Source organism: Micromonospora sp. NPDC093244, assembly GCF_040683695.1.
In the GTDB taxonomy this organism is placed as follows: Bacteria; Actinomycetota; Actinomycetes; order Mycobacteriales; family Micromonosporaceae; genus Micromonospora.
The window spans coordinates 43156-60930 of sequence record NZ_JBFBEO010000011.1 but is presented as its reverse complement, the minus strand read 5'-3'; the positions used below and the strand labels follow the sequence as shown (position 1 = coordinate 60930).

General features: G+C 72.6%; 15 protein-coding genes. 7 read left to right on the top strand and 8 right to left on the bottom strand.

Annotated elements, in window-relative coordinates; genetic code table 11:
- The first annotated feature begins 1106 nt into the window (after positions 1-1106).
- Positions 1107-2306 (top strand): RtcB family protein, encoded by a 1200-nt coding sequence (locus tag AB0N27_RS29455; RefSeq protein ID WP_364376886.1) that lies wholly within the window; start codon positions 1107-1109, stop codon positions 2304-2306.
- 43 nt (positions 2307-2349) lie between these two features.
- On the opposite strand, the gene AB0N27_RS29450 is transcribed toward AB0N27_RS29455, so the two are convergent.
- From AB0N27_RS29450 to AB0N27_RS29435, 4 genes are all read right to left on the bottom strand, one after another.
- Positions 2350-3141 (bottom strand): maleylpyruvate isomerase family mycothiol-dependent enzyme, encoded by a 792-nt coding sequence (locus tag AB0N27_RS29450; RefSeq protein ID WP_364376883.1) that lies wholly within the window; start codon positions 3139-3141, stop codon positions 2350-2352.
- Between the two features lie 106 nt (positions 3142-3247).
- The gene (locus AB0N27_RS29445) at positions 3248-4741 is read right to left on the bottom strand and encodes an MFS transporter (RefSeq protein WP_364376880.1); all 1494 of its coding nucleotides are present in this window, start codon (positions 4739-4741) and stop codon (positions 3248-3250) included.
- Between the two features lie 33 nt (positions 4742-4774).
- Positions 4775-5404: a TetR/AcrR family transcriptional regulator gene (locus tag AB0N27_RS29440; RefSeq protein ID WP_364376877.1), complete on the bottom strand. Its 630-nt coding sequence runs from the start codon at positions 5402-5404 to the stop codon at positions 4775-4777.
- Positions 5405-5518: 114 nt separating this feature from the next.
- Positions 5519-5683: a hypothetical protein gene (locus AB0N27_RS29435; RefSeq protein ID WP_364376874.1), complete on the bottom strand. Its 165-nt coding sequence runs from the start codon at positions 5681-5683 to the stop codon at positions 5519-5521.
- 224 nt (positions 5684-5907) lie between these two features.
- Between AB0N27_RS29435 and AB0N27_RS29430 the strand changes: the two genes are divergently transcribed.
- Positions 5908-6735 (top strand): peptidoglycan-binding domain-containing protein, encoded by an 828-nt coding sequence (locus tag AB0N27_RS29430; RefSeq protein ID WP_364376871.1) that lies wholly within the window; start codon positions 5908-5910, stop codon positions 6733-6735.
- A gap of 125 nt (positions 6736-6860) precedes the next feature.
- Here the strand turns inward: AB0N27_RS29430 and AB0N27_RS29425 are convergent, their stop codons facing one another.
- A complete protein-coding gene (locus tag AB0N27_RS29425) occupies positions 6861-7418 on the bottom strand; it encodes a hypothetical protein (protein WP_364376868.1) in 558 nt (185 codons plus the stop codon).
- 153 nt (positions 7419-7571) lie between these two features.
- Positions 7572-8834, bottom strand: coding sequence for an MFS transporter (locus tag AB0N27_RS29420; RefSeq protein ID WP_364376865.1), 1263 nt, complete (start codon positions 8832-8834; stop codon positions 7572-7574).
- Positions 8835-8907: 73 nt separating this feature from the next.
- On the opposite strand from AB0N27_RS29420, the gene AB0N27_RS29415 reads away from it, so the two are divergent.
- Both AB0N27_RS29415 and AB0N27_RS29410 read left to right on the top strand, forming a co-directional pair.
- Complete coding sequence (locus AB0N27_RS29415) at positions 8908-9891, top strand: helix-turn-helix domain-containing protein (protein ID WP_364376861.1); 984 nt, start codon at positions 8908-8910, stop codon at positions 9889-9891.
- A 156-nt stretch (positions 9892-10047) separates the two neighbouring features.
- A complete protein-coding gene (locus tag AB0N27_RS29410) occupies positions 10048-10701 on the top strand; it encodes a hypothetical protein (protein ID WP_364376858.1) in 654 nt (217 codons plus the stop codon).
- Positions 10702-10711: 10 nt separating this feature from the next.
- Here the strand turns inward: AB0N27_RS29410 and AB0N27_RS29405 are convergent, their stop codons facing one another.
- Positions 10712-11566 (bottom strand): DUF3152 domain-containing protein, encoded by an 855-nt coding sequence (locus AB0N27_RS29405; protein WP_364376855.1) that lies wholly within the window; start codon positions 11564-11566, stop codon positions 10712-10714.
- Positions 11567-11704: 138 nt separating this feature from the next.
- On the opposite strand from AB0N27_RS29405, the gene AB0N27_RS29400 reads away from it, so the two are divergent.
- Together AB0N27_RS29400 and AB0N27_RS29395 are read left to right on the top strand one after the other, a co-directional pair.
- Complete coding sequence (locus AB0N27_RS29400; protein ID WP_364376851.1) at positions 11705-12208, top strand: SigE family RNA polymerase sigma factor; 504 nt, start codon at positions 11705-11707, stop codon at positions 12206-12208.
- Positions 12205-12954 carry a hypothetical protein gene (locus tag AB0N27_RS29395; protein WP_364376849.1) on the top strand — a complete coding sequence of 250 codons (750 nt, stop codon included), beginning with the start codon at positions 12205-12207 and terminating at the stop codon, positions 12952-12954. The genes AB0N27_RS29400 and AB0N27_RS29395 overlap by 4 nt, the downstream gene beginning before the upstream one ends.
- A 12-nt stretch (positions 12955-12966) precedes the next feature.
- On the opposite strand, the gene AB0N27_RS29390 is transcribed toward AB0N27_RS29395, so the two are convergent.
- The gene (locus AB0N27_RS29390) at positions 12967-15780 is read right to left on the bottom strand and encodes an ATP-binding protein (protein WP_364376847.1); all 2814 of its coding nucleotides are present in this window, start codon (positions 15778-15780) and stop codon (positions 12967-12969) included.
- A gap of 205 nt (positions 15781-15985) precedes the next feature.
- Here AB0N27_RS29390 and AB0N27_RS29385 point away from each other — a divergent pair, with 205 nt between their 5' ends.
- Positions 15986-17740, top strand: a complete 1755-nt coding sequence (locus AB0N27_RS29385; protein WP_364376844.1) for a M28 family peptidase — start codon at positions 15986-15988, stop codon at positions 17738-17740.
- Positions 17741-17775 lie beyond the last annotated feature (35 nt).

The following is a 17775-nucleotide window of genomic DNA, read 5'->3' as shown; positions in this document are numbered from 1 at the left end:
GCAGGCGGAGGCCCGCCTGCTCGACGGGCACGTCTTCGGGCTGGTCGACTGGTCCCACGAGTACGACGGCGCGGACCACGCCGAGTTCCTTCCCGACGACCTGGGTTTCGACCCGCCCTGGGACGGCTGCTACGACACCTGAGCCCCGCCTCGCCGCTGGGCGGCCGGCCGGGGACGCACCCCCTGGTCCGCGCCCTGTAGAGCTGCCCCACGAACGGGGCAGGCAAGAGAGCGTGCGGTCGGCACCGCAGAACCCACGTCGACACCGCGACCACGGCCATGCCCAGCCCGGCCCGCAGCACCGGGACCAGCCGACCATGAGCGGTGCCGGGGCCGTCGCGGGCCGTTGTTGGCGGCGGTTTCTCCTGCTGCCCCCGGTGGGAACGCTGGCCCCGGTGGGAACGCTGGCCCCGGTGGGAACGCTGGCCCCGGTGGGACCGCTGGCCCCGGTGGGACCGCTGGCCCAGGTGGGACCGCTGGCCCAGGTGGGAACGCTGCCCCAGGTGGGAACGCTGCCCCAGGTGGGAACGCTGCCCCAGGTGGGAACGCTGCCCCAGGTGGGAACGCTGCCCCAGGTGGGAACGCTGCCCCAGGTGGGAACGCTGCCCCATATTCGGGGCAGCTCGACAGGCCGCCAGAGTGATCGCCCCGACCGGACAAGGCGGCCGAGGCCGCACCACGGCCAAGCGGTCAGGCGGTCAGGCGGTCAGGCGACGGCAAGGCGCGCTGACGCAATATCCTTTGCGGACAGCCCCTGCCCCACCTACCGTCATGCGAAGTACGGCCGACCGAGCACACACGGGGGGAGCACGTCATGTCGCACCGCACAACCATCGACGCCACCCGCCGGGCGCCGGGTGCCGGCGCCGTCTTGTCGTCCGCCGCGTCGTACCTGTGTCTCAGCCGATCCGTGCGGGACCGCAACCAGGAGCCGTACCAAGGGCAGCGACCTCGCTGACGCCACACGCGTCACGCGTGGCCGCCCACCCCCTGCGGGTTGGCGGCCCTTTTCGTATCCGCCGAACTCTCGCGCCGGTTCCATCTGGCGCGCGATCATTTCCGGCCAGCATCAACGATTGGTGCCGGCCTGACACGAGGAGACCACGATGGGATTCACCCCCCTCGCCGGTACCCGGGCGCCCGTCCGGGTCTGGACCGACCCGTACGCCATCGAGCCGCAGGCCGCGAAGCAGCTGCGCAACATCGGCGCGCTGCCCTGGGTGCAGGGCGTCGCCGTCATGCCCGACGTGCACTTCGGCAAGGGAGCCACGGTCGGCTCGGTGATCGCCATGCGGCAGGCCGTCTCGCCGGCCGCTGTCGGCGTCGACATCGGCTGCGGCATGTCTGCGGTGCGTACCTCGCTGACCGCCGCCGACCTGCCGGACGACCTGGCCGCGCTGCGCTCGGCGATCGAGGCGACCATCCCGGTCGGCTTCGCCCAGCGGCAGGAGGCGGTCAACCCGCGCCGGGTCCGTGGCCTGGAGCAGGCCGGCTGGGACGACTTCTGGAGTCGGTTCGCCAACCTGGACCGGCGGGTGGCGCAGCTGGAGACCCGGGCCCAGCGGCAGCTCGGGACGCTCGGCGGCGGCAACCACTTCATCGAGGTCTGCCTGGAGCAGGGCGGAGCCGACGAGGGCCGGGTCTGGCTGATGCTGCACTCCGGGTCCCGCAACATCGGCAAGGAGCTTGCCGAACGGCACATCGCAGCGGCCCGCAAGCTGCCGCACAACGTCGACCTGCCCGACCGGGACCTGGCGGTGTTCCTCGCCGGAACGCCCGAGATGGACGCGTACCGGCGGGACCTGTGGTGGGCGCAGGAGTACGCGCGGCGCAACCGGGCGGTCATGCTGGCGCTGCTCTGCGGCGTCGTGCGTGAGCACTTCCCGCAGGTCGGCTACGACGACCCCATCTCCTGCCACCACAACTACGTGTCGGAGGAGAGCTACGACGGGGTGGAGGTGCTGGTCACCCGCAAGGGCGCGATCCGGGCCGGCCGGGGCGACCTGGGCATCATCCCCGGGTCGATGGGCACCGGGTCGTACATCGTGCGGGGCCGGGGTAACCCGGACGCGTACTGCTCGGCCTCGCACGGCGCCGGCCGGCGGATGTCGCGGGCCCAGGCCAAGCGGACGTTCAGCACCGACGACCTGGCCGCGCAGACCGCAGGTGTGGAGTGCCGCAAGGACGCCGGGGTGGTCGACGAGATCCCCGGCGCGTACAAGGACATCACCGAGGTGATGGCCCAGCAGGAGGACCTGGTGGAGGTAGTCGCCCACCTCAAGCAGGTGGTCTGCGTGAAGGGCTGAGCAACCGTGCGGGCCGGGTCGACCCGGCCCGCACGGCTGTCGATCAGAACCCGGCGAAGACGCGGCGCAGGTCGTCCAGGGCCACCGGCCCGGTCACTCGCACCCCGTCCGGGGTGTGCTGCGGGCCCAGCCGCCCGGTGGCCAGCCGCAGCCACGCCTCGGCCGGGGCGCTCAGCTCACCGTCGGGCTGCTCCGGCGCGTCGACAAGCGCGACCGTCTCGCCCAGCCGCAGCCCGTACGTCCGCTCGGGCTCGCTCAGGCGCAGCAGCAGGGTGGCCTCCCGGCCGGCCAGCTCCTGCGGCCGGCTGGTCCAGGCCAGCATCCCGCCGATCTGGTCGAGCAACAGCGCCGTCGCCTCCGGCGTGACCGCCGCGAACGGGTTGAACGCCACCTCGACGTCCCACTGGTGCAGGGCGAACTCGCTGAGCCGGAACCGGGCCGCGGTGGCCAGGTCCACGGGTTCGGGCAGGAACCCGAGGTCGATCCGCAGCGTCGCGCGGGTCTCGGCGTCCAACGCCTCGTACGCCTCGACGAGCCGCTGGTTGGCGGCGAGGAACCCGGCGGCGTGCTCGGCCGGCGCCATGGCGTCCCAGCGTGCCCAGACGCCCTTGTTGAAGTCACCGTCCGGGCCGGGTGCGCCGGTGCGGGCGGCGTCCAACGACGCCAGGGTGATCTCCGCGCCGCTGCCCAGGTGACTGAGCACCTGGGACACCTGCCACTCGCTTGCTCCCGACGGTCGGAGCAGGTCGTCTTCCTTGAGGTCCCGGACGAGCGCGGCGAGCTCCTCGTGGCCCGTGCGCAGAGCGGTGATGATGCGGTCGGCAGGTGTGGACATCGGTCTCCTCAAACGGACGTTCGACGGTGATCGGGACGCTACCGGACGGAGCCGCCGGCCGGTCCCACCCCCGGCGGGGGCGGTCCGGCCGGCGACGGCGCTCGGATCAGCCCATGTGCACTGTGTTACCGGTCGGGATGTCTTCCTTGCGCACCTTGACCAGGACCAGCGTGACAAGCCCGGCGAGCACGATCAGGGCCGCGCCCCAGGCGAACGCCACCCGGTAGCCGTGCACCAGCGCCTCGATCTGGTTGACCGGGTTCGGCACCCGACCGACCAGGTACGTGGCGACCGCGCTCGTGTACATGGTGTTCAGCAGCGCGGTGCCCAACGAGCCACCGATCTGCTGGGTGGCGTTCAGCGTCGCGCTTGCCGCGCCGGCGTCGTGCTCGGGCACCCCGACGAGGGCGAGGCTGGACAGCGGCACGAACGTGAAGCCCAGACCCATGCCGAGGATGACCTGGGCGGGCAGCAGCAGGGTGAGGAACGACGTGTCCACGTCGATCCGGGTCAGCGCCAGCATGGCCACGGCGGCGAGCACGGCACCACCGACCATCAGCGGCTTGGCGCCCACCCGGGGCATCAGCTGACTGGCGCCACCCGCCGCGATCAGCACACCGACGGTCACCGGCAGCGAGGCCAGCCCGGCTTCGAGGGGCTTGTACTGCAGCACGACCTGGAAGTAGAAGGTCAGGAAGAGGAACGCGCCGAACAGGCCGGCCCCGATCAGCGTCGAGGCGAGGTACGCGCCACCCCGGTTGCGGTCCAGGATGATCCGCAGCGGCAGCAGCGGGTGGTTGGAGCGCAGCTCGATCACCACGAAGGCGGCCAGGAGCAGCACGCCGGCGGCGATGAAACCGAGCGTCGCTGTGGCGTCCCAGCCGTCCTCGGCGGCCTTGGTGAAGCCGTACACCAGGGAGACCAGGCCGGCGGTGACCACGATCGCGCCGGGCACGTCGTAGCGGGTGTTGCCGTGCGCCCTGCTCTCGGGCACCAGCGGGAGCGCGAAGGCGATGGCGACGGCCGCCACCGGGATGTTGACCAGCAGGCACCAGCGCCAGTCGGCGTACTCGGTGAGCACCCCGCCGAGCAGCAGGCCGACCGCGGACCCGCCGCCGGCGATGGCGCCGTACACCGCGAAGGCCTTGGCCCGCTCGGTGGCCTCGGTGAACAGGACGGTGAGCAGGGCGAGCGCCGCCGGGGCGAGCAGCGCGCCGAAGGCGCCCTGCAACGCGCGGGCGGCGAAGAGCATCCCGCCGGTGGTGGCCAGGCCGCCAAGCGCGGATGCCAGCGCGAATCCGGTCATGCCGACCAGGAAGGTGCGCTTGCGACCCCAGTAGTCGGCGATCCGGCCGCCGAGCAGCAGCAGCCCGCCGAAGGCCAGCGTGTAGGCGGTGACCACCCACTGCCGGTTGGCGTCGGTGATGCCCAGGTCGGCCTGGGCCTGCGGCAGCGCGATGTTCACGATGGTGGCGTCGAGGACCACCATCAGCTGCGAGATCGCGATGACCGCCAGCGCGATCCAGCGCCGCGGGTGCGGTGCCCCTGTCGACGTCCCGGCGCTGGGCGCGCCGGGGGCGGTCGAGGTGGTTCCGGGCATGGTGAAGCCTCTCGTGTTACGGATGTCGATGGATCAGGCCCGGGACGGGCGATCGGGGTGGTAGCGGAGCACCGGGATCAGCACCTGGTCGACGACCTGGGTGAGGAACGCGTCATCGGCGGGCAGCCCGTGCGCGAGGATCCGGGACATGGTGAGCGCGGGCGCCAGGTCGTGGAACAGTTCCCGTTCACCTGCCTCGGGAGGGATCTCCCCCCGGGCGGCGGCACGGAGCAGGATGGCTGTGGTGGCCACCCTGCCGGCGGGCAGCACCTGGTGACGGACCAGGCGTTCCAGCTCGGGACTGGTCCGCATGGCGAAGGTCAACGCCTGCATCAGGTCGCAGTCGGCCACGCAGATCGCGGCGGTGGCGCGCAGCAGCTCGATCAGGTCGCCGCGCAGCGAACCGGTGTCGGGCGGGTTGTGCACGGCCACCTGGCGGCCGCCCAGGGCGGCGACGACCAGCTCGGCCTTGCCGTCCCAGCGCCGGTAGATGGTCGCCTTGCTGACGTGGGCGCGGGCGGCGACGGCGTCGATCGTCATCCGGTCGAAGCCGACCTCGCGCAGCAGGTCGATGACCACGGCGAACAGCTCGCCGTCGGAGCACCGTGCGGCCCGGGCCGCCGGCACACCGGCACCCGCGCCCACCTGCTGACCGCCAAGCATCCCCGAACCCCCATGAAACGATGTCGTACTGACCCTAGTGCGCTGATCAGGGTTCGTGCAGGCTTTTATGATCTGCATCGCACTGGGTGTCGAAACGATGACGTTCTCCGCCGATCAGGCCGCAGGGGCGAGCACCACCGGCACCGCCACCGTGTTGATCCGGCTGCCGTCTCGCGCGGACACCTCGTACACCTCGACGGTCCCGCGCTGCTCCCGGGCCGTGCGCCAGCCGACCACCACGCGGTACGCACCCCGGCAGCCACCGCCGCAGCCCTCCACCAGCCGAGCGTAGACCCGCCGCCACGGTGCGGAGCCTGGCGGAACGGTCGGTCTCCACAGCCCGGCCGGCCTGTTGAGCGGCACGCCGCACCCGGCTGGGCGTGAGCCCGGCGGGAGGCGGTCCCGTGGATTTCGTACGCCCCGGCGGGGTGACAACTCAGCCTCCGCATTGAAGACTAGCTTCACTCTGCCATGCGGATTGGTCAATATCTTACGGAGGAAGCGTGCTCACGAGACGAAACCTGCTCGTCGCCGCCGGCGCGGCGGTCGTCGGCGCCGTACCGCTGCCCAGCTCGGCCTCGGCCGCGTTGCCGCAGCTGGACATGGAGGCGCTGATCAAGGCGGCGCAGATCGATCCGCGTCGACCGGACACCGCCCTGACCGAGGGGGCGAAGGACAGTGTCCTGCTCGTGGAGCGCGCGCTGGTGGCGAGAGGGCTGCTGTCGTCGACGTACGTCGACGGGCACTTCGGCACCAGCACGATCGCCGCGTACGCGGCCTACCAGCGGTCCCTCGGCTACACAGGTCTCGACGCGACGGGCCTGCCCGGCCCGTCGTCGCTGCGGTCGCTCGGCGAGGGGCGTTACACGGTGGTCAGGGCGATCTCACCCGGCAGCGTGGTGACCCTGCGCGGTGTGCAGGTCAACACGCGCACCAGGTCGATGCTGCTCGAGGCCGAACGCCTGCTCGGCCGTCAGCTCGGTATCACGCAGGGCTCGTACAGCAGCGGTGTTGGCGCGTCCGCCGGCACGCACGACGGCGGCGGCGCGCTCGACCTCTCGGTCAGCGGTCTCTCCTCGGCCGTGCGCACGGATGTGCTGCGGCGACTGCGGACGGTGGGCTTCGCCGCGTGGCTGCGGACCCCTGAGCAGGGGGACTGGGGTTACCACATCCACGCGATCGCGCTGTCCGACACCGACCAGTCGACAGGTGCGCAGAACCAGGCCGGCGACTACTACCTCGGTCGTAACGGCCTGGCCAACCGGGCCGCCGATGACGGGCCGGCGGTGAGCCCGAAGCGGACCTGGGAGGAGTACCAGCGCACGCTCTGAGAGGGTCGGTGCCGGTCACCTGGCACGACCTGCCTGCGTGGCCTACTGGCGCCCGATCCGCTGGCACCGCACGTCGGCCGACGTGCGGTGCCAGCGCCGATGGACCGCGCGACGTCGGGTACTGATCACCACTGGTGGGCCACGTCGAGGACGACCCGACTGTGCGCGCCCGGACCGGCGAGGACGAACGTGCGGAACGGCAACCGCGCGCGTACGCCCACCGCGAAGGTGCTGTAGCCCTCGAAGCTGCCGCCGAAGACGACATCACGCAGGGTCGGGTAGCGCAGCAGGTTCGCGGCGTGCTCACCGACCGCGTACGGCACGGTGCCCTGGCGGGCGTCGTCGTAGGCCGGCGCGCGCAGTGCGACCCGCAGCAGCGCTCCCCCCGCGGTGTACGGCGACAGCGCCAGCCCCTCGCCCTCGGTCCACGTCTCGCCGTAGCCGACCGTGTAACCGTCCATCGGGCCGGCGAACTCGAACACCACCCGGTCGTAGCAGTCGTGCCGTCCGGTCCGTACGTCGACCAGCGGCGCGCTGCTCAGTGTGCCGGCCGACTTCTCCGCGCTGCCCCAGGTGAGCCCGCAGTACGGCGACGCGCTCGTCGCTGCGGCGCCGTTGCCGGTGCCGGCGACCAGCCCGGCGAGCACGACCGCCAGCGCCGTCAGTGCGCTCCTGATCCTCATCGTGGTGCCTCCGTCCGATGTGCGGGGGCCACGCCGCGGCGGCGTTGCCGGTGACCCTCTGCCGTGACCGTCGTCCCGCCCCGGCACGGCCACTTCGCCGGGGCGTAACAGCCACGTAACGGAGGTCGATGGTGGTGACGTGGACGGCGCAGGTCAGTCGGGCACGGGTGGTCGGTGCAGCGTGCGCAGTGGTGAGCAGAACACCGGGAGCCAGGTCAGTCCGTTGGTGACCGCGCCGACCACCAGCGCTGTACGGACGTCCGCGTACTGACCGAGCAGGCCGGCGGCGACCGCTCCGACGGTCAGCGCCCCGGTGAGCAGGAACCGGAAGGTGGCGTTCATCCGGCCGAGCAGCGCGTCCGGGGTGGCGCCCTGGCGCAGGCTCACCCCGATGACGTTGCCGACCCCCGTCCGCCAGGCCAGGGCCATCCAGCCGATCCCGGCGAGCCAGAGCATGGGTCCGGTGTGGACCAGGGCGACAAGCCCGCCGAGCGGGGCGACGAGCAGACCGGGCAGCCAGAGCGCGCGACCGTGACCGATCCGATCGGCGAGGGAGCGTGCGCTGAGTGCGCCGAGCAGCGCACCGACCCCGCCGGCGCCCAGGAAGACGCCGAGGACGGCCGCGCCGAGCTCCAGTTCGCGCAGGAAGACGACCGGCAGCATTGTCGTGGTGAGCTGCATGGTCAGGTTGATGCCCGCGGTCGAGAGGGCCAGTGGGCGCAGCAGCGGGTTGCCGGCCACGTGCCGGACCCCGGCGCTGAGCTGCCGGGCGAAGCTGCCCGTGGCACGGGACCTCGGAGTGCGGGGTGCCCCGGGGCGGATCCGGGAGAGGACTGTCCCGGAGACGGCGAAGCTCACCGCGTCCAGCACGATCGCGACCGGCGCGGTGAGCGCCTGCACCACCAGCCCGCCGAGCCCTCGTCCTGCGATCTGCATGGTGGCGCCGGTGCTCATCATCAGCGAGTTGGCGGCCACCAGCCGCTTTCGGCCGACCAGTTCGGGCAGGTAACTCTGCGCGGCGACGTCGGCGAAGACGGTGCCGACTCCGGTCAGCAGCACCACCACATAGAGCTGCGGGATGCTCAACCAGCCGGCCCACCAGGCCAGCGGCACGGATGCGACAAGTGCCGCCCGGGCGAAATTCGCGATGATCAGCACTGCACGGCGGGGCAGCCGATCGACCCAGACGCCGGCCGGCAGGCCGATCAGCAGGAAGGCGGCGGTGTTCAGAGCGGCGAGAGCTCCAACCTGACCGGGAGTGGCGGCCAGCAGGGAGACGGCCAGCACCGGTACGGCCAACTGGCCGACGTGGAAGCCGACGCCATCGATGAGGGAGGCCGCGTAGAGCAGGCGGAAGGATCGCGGCCAGGGCTCCGGTCGCTGGCGTGCGGCGGTCACTGTCGGGGCAGTGGTCATGCCGCCCACGGTGCCTGTCGCAGTCCTTTCGACCGATAGATTTGATGCTCGCCGAATCGATCGGGGGGCGCGGATGATGCTTGTCGGTCTGGACGCGCGGGACCTGGCGATGACCCGATTCGCGGTGTCACCGCTGTGGGAGGCGGTGGCCAGTGTGCGGATCATCAAGCGGCCGCATCAGTTCCCGGAGCACCTGGCCTGGCACCGGCGGGTCCGGCCGCGTCTGGCCGAAGTGGACTGGCAGTTGTTCACCGACCTGGTGCAGATGCCGACACCAGCCATCCCGACCTTCATCTGCCCGCCACCGACCACGTCACAGCCCACCCTCGACATCGAGTTGGCGACCCTCGTCGCCACACCTCCCGAAGCGGTGCGGGCCAGCCTCGACACGCTGCCAGGGCCCCGGTCGTCGGCCCTGGCGGCGCTCTACGCCGATCCGCCAACTCACCTGGCCGGGCTGGCCGAGGTGATTCGGGCGTACACCGATGCGGTCATCGCGCCCTACTGGCCCCGGATGCGGACCCTGCTGGAGCGCGAAGTGCTGCTCGGCGCACAACGGATGGCCACCGACGGGGTGCACGGCCTGCTCAACCAGCTCGATCCCTTCGTCCGGCTGGAGGCCGGCACGCTGAAGGTGGAACACGTCGTCGTCGCTGGCAGTGTGCGACTCGACGGCCGGGGCCTGCTGCTCGTGCCGTCGGTCTTCATCGGCCGCCGGGTGTGGTCCAACTTCGGCTCTCCGGGACAACCGGTGCTGCGCTTTCCGGCGCGGGCGGTGGCCACTCTCTGGGAACGGGATCCGGCCCCGAGCGGGCGAGGGCTGGCCCGGGTGTTGGGTCGCACCCGGGCCGCCCTGCTCCACGAACTGGCGGTCCCGACCTCGACCGTGGAACTGGCCGAGCGCTGCGGGCTCACCCCGGGCACCGTGTCACAGCACCTCGGCGCGCTGCGCGAGGCCGGCCTGGTGGGGGCCCACCGCGTCGGCCGCTTCGTCCTCTACGCCCGCACGACCGCGGCCGAGGCGCTGGTCGCCGCCGGCGGTGCGGCCGCCACCTGACGCCGTCTCGACCCAGGTCGGCGGTCTGCCCGTCTGACCATTGTGGATCGTGGCGGTCGGGGAGGCGAGTGTCCCGACCGCCACGCCGGGGTGTCACCCACAGGTGACCCACTGTGCGGTAGCCTGCCTGGCACATCGACACATCCGAGGTGGACCATGCCTGCTGTCGTCGCCCTCGTGCTGACCCTCGCCCTGGCGCCCGCGCCGTCCCCGTCGACCACCTCGGGGCCGATCGGCGACCTTCTCGGGGGCGTCGGGCAGATCGTCGACGACCTGCTGGGCGGCGGTTCGACGCCGAGCACGTCCCCGACGCCGGCTCCCACCGTGGCGCCCACGCCGAGCACGTCGACGGCGCCCGGCCGGTCGGATCCGGCGGTGCCGGCGAGCACCCCACCGGCCAGGTCGACGCCTCGGGCGTCAGCGGCGCCCGGCCCGCCCGAGCGTCCCGCGAACGGCCCTGGGCCCCGGGAGGCGTCGGTGCCGCTGCGCACCGGCGACGCGCCCGCTCCGGCCGCCCCGCCGACGTTCACCACCCCCACCCGGGGCGGCTGGCCGCCGGCGTACTACCTGGCGCTCGCCGCCGCCTTCGGGGTCCTGGCGCTGCTGCTGCTGTGGCGCCGCCGCCCGGTGGTCGTGGCGGCCGGTCCGACACCTGCACCCGCGCCCACTCCCGCACCCACGACCGCTCCCGATCCGGACCCCGGCCCGGTGCCGGACAATGTCAGCCGGCTGCCGACGAACCTGAACGCCATCTACGAGCTGGGTCGCCTCGACGAGCGGCTCGAGCAGGAACGCAAACGTCGCTCCTGAGCCGCCCTGTTCAGTGCGCCGGCCGGGCACCCTCGGGCGGCGGGATCGCGTCGCGGTACGCCCCCACCGGCCCGGTGTAGCGGGCCGTGCCGTTCGGGTACGGCCAGGCGTTGGCGGTGCAGCCGTGCAGGCCCAGCGTCTGCTGCTGCATCACCGGCGCCGCCCGCCCGCGCCCCGGGCACCGCTCGTGTCCCAGTCCGAGCCGGTGACCGACCTCGTGGTTGACCATGTACTGCCGGTAGGTGGCCAGGTTCGCGCGGTAACCCGGCACCGCCTTGACCCACCGGGCCACGTTGAGCACCACCCGGTCGCCGTTGCGGCACGACGTGTAGCCGTCCGGCACGTCCTGGCAGAGCGTGTCGCGGGTGCCGGGGGTGGCCAGGTAGATGGTGAAGTCGGCAGGGGTGCCCGCGCCCACCCGGCGCAGGCGCCACCTCCCGCCGGCCGTCCACCCGCGCGGGTCGTTGAGCGTCGCCGACACCGACGCCGCGACCTCGGCCGCCGGAAGCCCCCGGATGTCGCGCTCCACAAGCACCCGGTAGCGCAGCAGGTGGCCATCGCCGCCGGCGCCGGCAGTCGTCTCGGCCGCCGCCGTCGTCCAGCGGTTGCCGCCGGTGGCGGGGTAACTGACCACGACGGGTGGGGGTGCGGCGCCGGCGCTCCCGGCGGCGGCAGCGGGCCACCCGGTCGGCACCTGTCCCGCCGCGGGCTGCCGGCCGAGCACCGGGTCGGTCGTGGCACCGCCGGCCGGGGCCGGATCGTTCGCCGACCCACCGGCGACCGGCAGGTCGCATCCGGTGAGCAGTGCCACCACCAGCAACGCCGCGGAGGCGGCGTGACCACGGCGGGTAGCCTTCGTCGACATGTCTCTCCCCTCGCGCGCCGCACGGAGGCGACGCGGGGGAGAAGACGGGTGATCGCGGCGAAAAGTTGAGGCGGTCCGGACGCAACTTTTCGGGGGCCCCGCCCGTCGGTACCGGTGTGGCACGGGGGAGGGCGCGCGGTGGCGCGGGGTGACGCGGAGTTCGTCGAGTTCGCGCAGGCGGCTACCGCGCGGCTGGTGCACGCCGCGTTCCTGATGACCGGCGACCATCACCGCGCCGAGGACGCCGCGCAGACCGCCCTGGTCCGCACGTACGCGTCCTGGTCCCGGATCCGCGACGACGACGCCTACGGCTACGCCCGCCGGATCCTGGTGAACCATCTGGTGGACGGGTGGCGGCGCCCACTGCGGGAGTATCCGACCGAGCAGGTCCCGGAGCAGCGGCGCGACGACGTGGCCGACGAGGTGGTCACGCGGCGCTGGCTGACCGCCAGCCTCGGCGCGCTGAGCCCCCGCGAGCGGGCCATCGTCGTGCTCCGCTACTACTTCGACCTTCCGGAGGCGCAGGTGGCCAGGGAACTCGCCATCTCCGTGGGCACGGTCAAGAGCACCAGCTCCCGGGCCCTGGAGAAGCTGCGCGCCGCCGGCCCGTTGACTGTCGACAACCAGGAGGTGCGGCGATGACCGAGCTGGACCGGCTCCGGGACGCCATGCGGACGACCGAGCGTCCCGCCGCCATCCTCGACCTGGCCGCCGTCATGCGGGAGGGACGACGGTTGCGGACCCGTCGACGGGTCGCCGGAGCCGGAGCGGGGACGCTGGCGACCGCCCTCGCCGCCGTCGTCGTCATGGTGGCGGTCGGGCCGCGGCCGGGGGAGCCGCCGTCGGTCGACCGTCCGCCGCCGGTGGCCGTCGCTCCGCCGCCAGCCGCCGTCTCGCCGACGCCGACGCCGAGGTCGCAGGAGCCCACGCCGCCGCCGTCGACACCACCGCCGAAGCCGTTGGGCCGGACCGTCGACAGCGGGGTCTGGCACGGCACCCACCAGCGGGTGTACTACATGGTGAGGGTGTCGGTGCCCGGCCAGCCCGGGGTGTCCATCGGGCTGGCCGCCGGACGCCGCGCCCCGGACGGCACCCTGACCACCGACTTTCTCGTCAACGACGTCGAGGGGGCCGACCGCAGTCCGGGCTTCCACCAGATCGGCTACGACGAGCGGTCGTCCGCGGCGCCGGTGCCCGCCTTCGGTTACTTCGTCGGCCCCGCCCAGCGGATCGTCGGCACCGTCGGCGGACGGCAGGTCGATGCCCGACTGGCCCGGTGGAGTCTCGACAAGCAGGTGGTCATCTTCTGGTTCGAGCCGGCCGAGCTGGCCCCGGGGCAGCGGCTGGACGGCATCGTGGCCCGCGACGGCGACGGCCGCCGCCTCTGACGGGTCTGTCGTTCAGGCCGGGTCGTCCAGCCGACGCTCGATCGTCACCGTCGTCCCCTCGGCGGTGGAGACCAGCCGCACGTCGCCGTACGCGTTCATCAGCAACGCCCCGCGCCCCCGGTCCATCGCCGGGCGGCGGTCCCGCCAGGTGCCGAAATCGCGGACCGAGATCCGGATCAGGCCACCGCCGACCTGGAGCCGGACCCGCACCTCCGGGCGACTGGGCCGCTGCGCGTGCTCGACGGCGTTGTTCATGGCCTCGGACGCGGCGAGCAGCAGATCCTCCAGCAGGTCCGGGCCGACGTCCAGATCGGCGAGCGCCAGCCGTACGTCGCGGCGCAGCGCGGCGGCGGAGGTGGGCGCCGAGGGGTACGTCCAACCGGCGTCGAGCGCGTCGCCGGGCGGATCCGTCGGTGCTCCGGTGACCGGTCCGGCGGTGGTGCCGGACAGGTCGGGGCCGTCGGGCGCGGCCGGCCGCGGTTCGACTGTCGACGCCGGCAGCCCGGTGACGACCTCGCCGGGGCCGATGGTGGCGGGTGCCGGAGTGACACTGCCGGCCAGGGTCGGGTCGGTGGCCGTGCCGGCCCGGGCCCGACGGATGGCGGCCCGCACCCGGGCGATCAGCTCGGCGGCGGCGAACGGCTTCACCAGGTAGTCGTCGGCTCCGAGGCTCAGGCCCGCCACGCTGGCCTCCTCTCCGGCGCGGGCGGAGAGCACCAGCACCGGCAGGGTCCGGGTCGCCGGGTCGGCGCGCAGTTGGCGGACCAGGTCGAAGCCGTCGAGCACCGGCATCATCACGTCGGTGAGGACCACGTCCGGTCGATCGCGGTGGATCGCGTCCAGGGCCTGCCGGCCGTCGTTGACCGCCCGTACCCGCCAGCCCTGGGCGGTGAGCAGCCGACTCAGGTACGCCCGCATGTCGCTGTTGTCGTCGGCCAGCAGGATGTCCGCGCCGGCCAGCTCGTCCGTGGCCGGACCGGACGCCGCGTCGGTCTCCCGCACCTCGTCGGCCGGGTCAGTCAGCCAGCCCATCGCCTCGGCGACCGCCGCGCGGGCCGCGTCACCCCGACCGTTCGCCGGTGGGCCGGTCACCGCACGACGTGCGGTAGACCGGGGCAGCGCCACCGTGAAGGTCGTCCCGACGCCGACCTCGCTGGTCACCCGGACCTGCCCGCCCTCCAGGCGGGCCAGCTCGTGAACCAGGGCCAGCCCGATCCCGGTGCCCTCGTGACTGCGTGAACGGGTGCCCTGGACCCGGTGGAACCGTTCGAAGAGCTTCGGCAGGTCCTGTTCGGCGATGCCGATGCCGGTGTCCGCGATGGTGAGCCGGACCTCCTCGTCGTCGGCGTCCAGCGCGACCCGGATCCGCCCGATGAATGTGTACTTGAGGGCGTTGGAGAGCAGGTTGGTGACGATCCGTTCCCAGTTGACCGGGTCCACCGTGACGGGGCCGGGCAGCGGCGGGCAGTCGACCTCCAGCACCAGGCCGGCCCGCTCGACGGCCGCCCGGAAGACCCCTGCCAGCTCGGTGGTGAGCGCCGCGAGGTCGATCAACCGGGCCTCGCTGGAGGCCCGCCCGGCCTCCAGGCTGGAGAAGGTCAGCAGGCTGTTGACCAGGGTCAACAGCCGGGTGGCGTTACGCCACGCGGTCTCCACCCGTTCCCGCTGCACCGGCGCGAGCGGCGCGGCGGCGTCGGTGAGCGCGTCACCGAGCGGCCCGAGCATGAGGGTCAACGGGGTACGGAACTCGTGGCTGACGTTCGTGAAGAAGGTGGTCTTCACCCGGTCCAGCTCGGCCAGCGCCTCGGCTCGCCGACGTTCCTGCTCGTACTCCCGCGCGTTCCGCAGGGCCACGGACACCTGCTGGGCCAGCAGGTGGTAGAAGGACCGGTACGACTCGTCCAGCCCGCGGCTGGGACTGACCCCGGCGAGCAGGACGCCGAGCGGCTGCTCCTGGTCGGCCGAGGGCAGCGGCAGCGCCAGCGCGGCGCGTACCGGGTCGTCCCACGCGCCGCCGGACAGCTTCAGTCGTTCGGCGATCCCGGTCACCTCGGTCGGACGGCCCTCGGCGGCGTCCGGCAGCCCCCAGGCGTGCCCGGTCCGGCCCGGCTCGTCCAGGTGTACGGCGTCCGGGAGCCCGTGCGGCACCGTGGCGTCGTCCGGTTCGCCGCCGACGCAGGCGGCACGCCTCAGCACCGCGCCGTCGCGCAGGTAGATCGCGGCGAACGGCACGTCCAGCGGGTGACCGCCGATCGCGGAGATCAGGCGGGCGCAGGTGGCGTCCACGTCGACGGTGCGGCCGTCGCCGCGTACGGACAGGTCGCGCAGCAGCCGCAGCCGCCGTTCGCCGACCACCTGCTCGGTGACCTCGCTGCACACGGTCAGCACGCCGACGGTCCGGCCGTCGTCGTCGCGGGCCGGGGCGTGCGAGACGCTGAAGTACGCCTCCTCGCGGTAGCCGGCCCGATCCAGCAGCAACCGCAGGGCGGGCACCCAGCTGGCGACCCCGGTGGCCATGGCCTTCTCGATCAGCGGGGCGAGGACGTCCCAGCCCTCGGCAAGCGTCACGCGTACGTCGCCGCCGAGCGCGGCGGGGTGCTTGTCGCCGATCAACGCGGAGTACGCGTCGTTGTAGAGCTGGGAGAAGCGCTCGCCCCAGAGCAGCAGCATCGGGTAGCGGGAGGAGAGCACCACCCGGACCCCGGCGCGCAGGCTCTGCGACCAGTCGCTGACCGGTCCGAGCGGAGTGCCGGCCCAGTCGAGGTCGGCCATGAGTCGGCCGGTCTCGCCGCCGTCGGTGAAGAGATCCGTTCTGGGTCGTGTCACGTTCGACCCGGCCCCATCGCAAGCCCCCCGTTCCGGGCCTGTCGACCCCTGCTGGTGTTACCTACCCATCCTGGCATCTCTACTCACCTGTGCTGACGCCGGCACCTACCGTCGAAGCGGTGGTGGTTCCGGACGAACGACCGATGCCCGTTACATCGATATCTGTCAGTGTCGCGGTTATCTCTCCAACCCCCGAGGAGCCCCCATGAGAGGCATAACGCTGAGCGCGGGAACCGCGCTCGCCGTGTTCGCCATGACGGTGACGCTGGCCGCCCAGCCGGCGACCGCGTCGCCCACCACCACGACGACGCTGGCCCGGCCGATCGCCGCGTCCGCCGCCGCCCTGGCCGCACCTGACATCTCCGTCACGAACGTCCAGGCCCACCTGACCCAGTTCAACTCCATCGCCACCAGCAACGGCGGCAACCGGCGGGCCGGCTCGGCCGGCTACACCGCCTCGCTCAGCTACGTCAAGAGCAGGCTCCAGTCGGCCGGCTACACGGTCAGCGAGCAGTACTGCTCCAGCTGCACGTATCCCTCGAACAACCTGATCGCGGAGTGGCCCGGCGGCCCGACCGACCAGGTGGTCATGTTCGGCGCCCACCTCGACGGCGTCTCGGCCGGCCCGGGCATCAACGACAACGGCACCGGCTCGGCCACCCTGCTGGAGAACGCGCTGGTCCTGGCCGCGCAGAACCCGACAATGACGAAGAAGGTTCGGTTCGCCTGGTGGACCGACGAGGAGCAGGGGCTCAACGGCTCCCGCTTCTACGTCAACTCGCTGAGCGCCACCCAGCGCGGCTACATCAAGGGCTACTACAACTTCGACATGGTCGGCTCGACGAACGGTGGCTACTTCATCAACCGGGTCAGCTCGACGACCGCCGCGCCGCTGAAGGCGTACTGGGACTCGTTGGGCCTGCAACCGGAGGAGAACGTCGAGGGGCAGGGACGCTCCGACGACTACTACTTCCAGCAGGCAGGCGTCCCCACCTCCGGCTACGCGGCGGGCGCCAGCGCCCGCAAGACCAGCGCCCAGGCGGCCAAGTGGGGAGGCACCGCCAACTCGGCGTACGACCCCTGCTACCACCGGTCCTGTGACACCACAGCCAACGTCAGCGCCACGGTGCTGAACCGGGCGGCGGACGGCGTCGCGTACGCGCTGTGGCAGCTCGCGGTGGGTGGCGGCACCCCGACCAACGACTTCTCCGTCGCGGTCAGCCCCACCACGCGCACCGTGGCCCGGGGCGCCAGCACCACCGCGACGGTCTCCACCGCCACCACCGCCGGCTCGGCGCAGTCGGTGAGCCTCTCCGCCTCCGGGGCGCCCAGCGGGGTGAGCGTGTCGTTCAGCCCGTCCTCGGTGACCTCCGGCGGCTCGTCGACGATGACACTTACCGCTTCGTCGAGCGCCGCTACAGGCACCTTCACAGTGACGGTCACCGGGACCGGCTCGGTCACCCGGACCGCCACCCTCACCCTCACCGTGACCGGCACCGGCGGCTGCGCGGCCGCCCAGGTGATCGGCAACGGGGGCTTCGAGAGCGGCGCCACGGTGTGGACGGCGTCCTCCGGGGTGATCACCAACTCCAGCAGCAAGCCGGCCCGCACCGGGTCGTACAAGGCGTGGCTCAACGGGTACGGCAGCACCCGCACCGAGACCCTGTCCCAGTCGGTGACCGTGCCGGCCGGGTGCGCCAGCTACACGCTGTCGTTCTGGACGCGCATCGACACCGCCGAGACCACCACGTCCACGGCGTACGACAAGCTGACCGTGCGGATGGGTTCGACCACGCTGGCGACGTACTCGAATCTGAACGCCTCGACCAGCTACGTCCAGCGCACGCTCAACGTGGCCGCGTACGCCGGGCAGACCGTGACGCTGACGTTCACCGGCACCGAGGACGCCTCACTGCAGACCAGCTTCGTGATCGACGACGTGACGTTGCAGGCGAGCTGACCCGCGTACCCGACATGAGGGAGGGCCGCCGTCGG

Bases quoted from the DNA above. Each gene is read 5' to 3' on its own strand.
- AB0N27_RS29395 (WP_364376849.1), top strand. From the start codon at position 12,205: ATGACCGAGCTGGACCGGCTCCGGGACGCCATGCGGACGACCGAGCGT.
- AB0N27_RS29450 (WP_364376883.1), bottom strand. From the start codon at position 3,141: ATGTCCACACCTGCCGACCGCATCATCACCGCTCTGCGCACGGGCCAC.
- AB0N27_RS29440 (WP_364376877.1), bottom strand. From the start codon at position 5,404: ATGCTTGGCGGTCAGCAGGTGGGCGCGGGTGCCGGTGTGCCGGCGGCC.
- AB0N27_RS29425 (WP_364376868.1), bottom strand. From the start codon at position 7,418: ATGAGGATCAGGAGCGCACTGACGGCGCTGGCGGTCGTGCTCGCCGGG.
- AB0N27_RS29455 (WP_364376886.1), top strand. From the start codon at position 1,107: ATGGGATTCACCCCCCTCGCCGGTACCCGGGCGCCCGTCCGGGTCTGG.
- AB0N27_RS29410 (WP_364376858.1), top strand. From the start codon at position 10,048: ATGCCTGCTGTCGTCGCCCTCGTGCTGACCCTCGCCCTGGCGCCCGCG.
- AB0N27_RS29420 (WP_364376865.1), bottom strand. From the start codon at position 8,834: ATGACCACTGCCCCGACAGTGACCGCCGCACGCCAGCGACCGGAGCCC.
- AB0N27_RS29445 (WP_364376880.1), bottom strand. From the start codon at position 4,741: ATGCCCGGAACCACCTCGACCGCCCCCGGCGCGCCCAGCGCCGGGACG.
- AB0N27_RS29415 (WP_364376861.1), top strand. From the start codon at position 8,908: ATGATGCTTGTCGGTCTGGACGCGCGGGACCTGGCGATGACCCGATTC.
- AB0N27_RS29405 (WP_364376855.1), bottom strand. From the start codon at position 11,566: ATGTCGACGAAGGCTACCCGCCGTGGTCACGCCGCCTCCGCGGCGTTG.
- AB0N27_RS29385 (WP_364376844.1), top strand. From the start codon at position 15,986: ATGAGAGGCATAACGCTGAGCGCGGGAACCGCGCTCGCCGTGTTCGCC.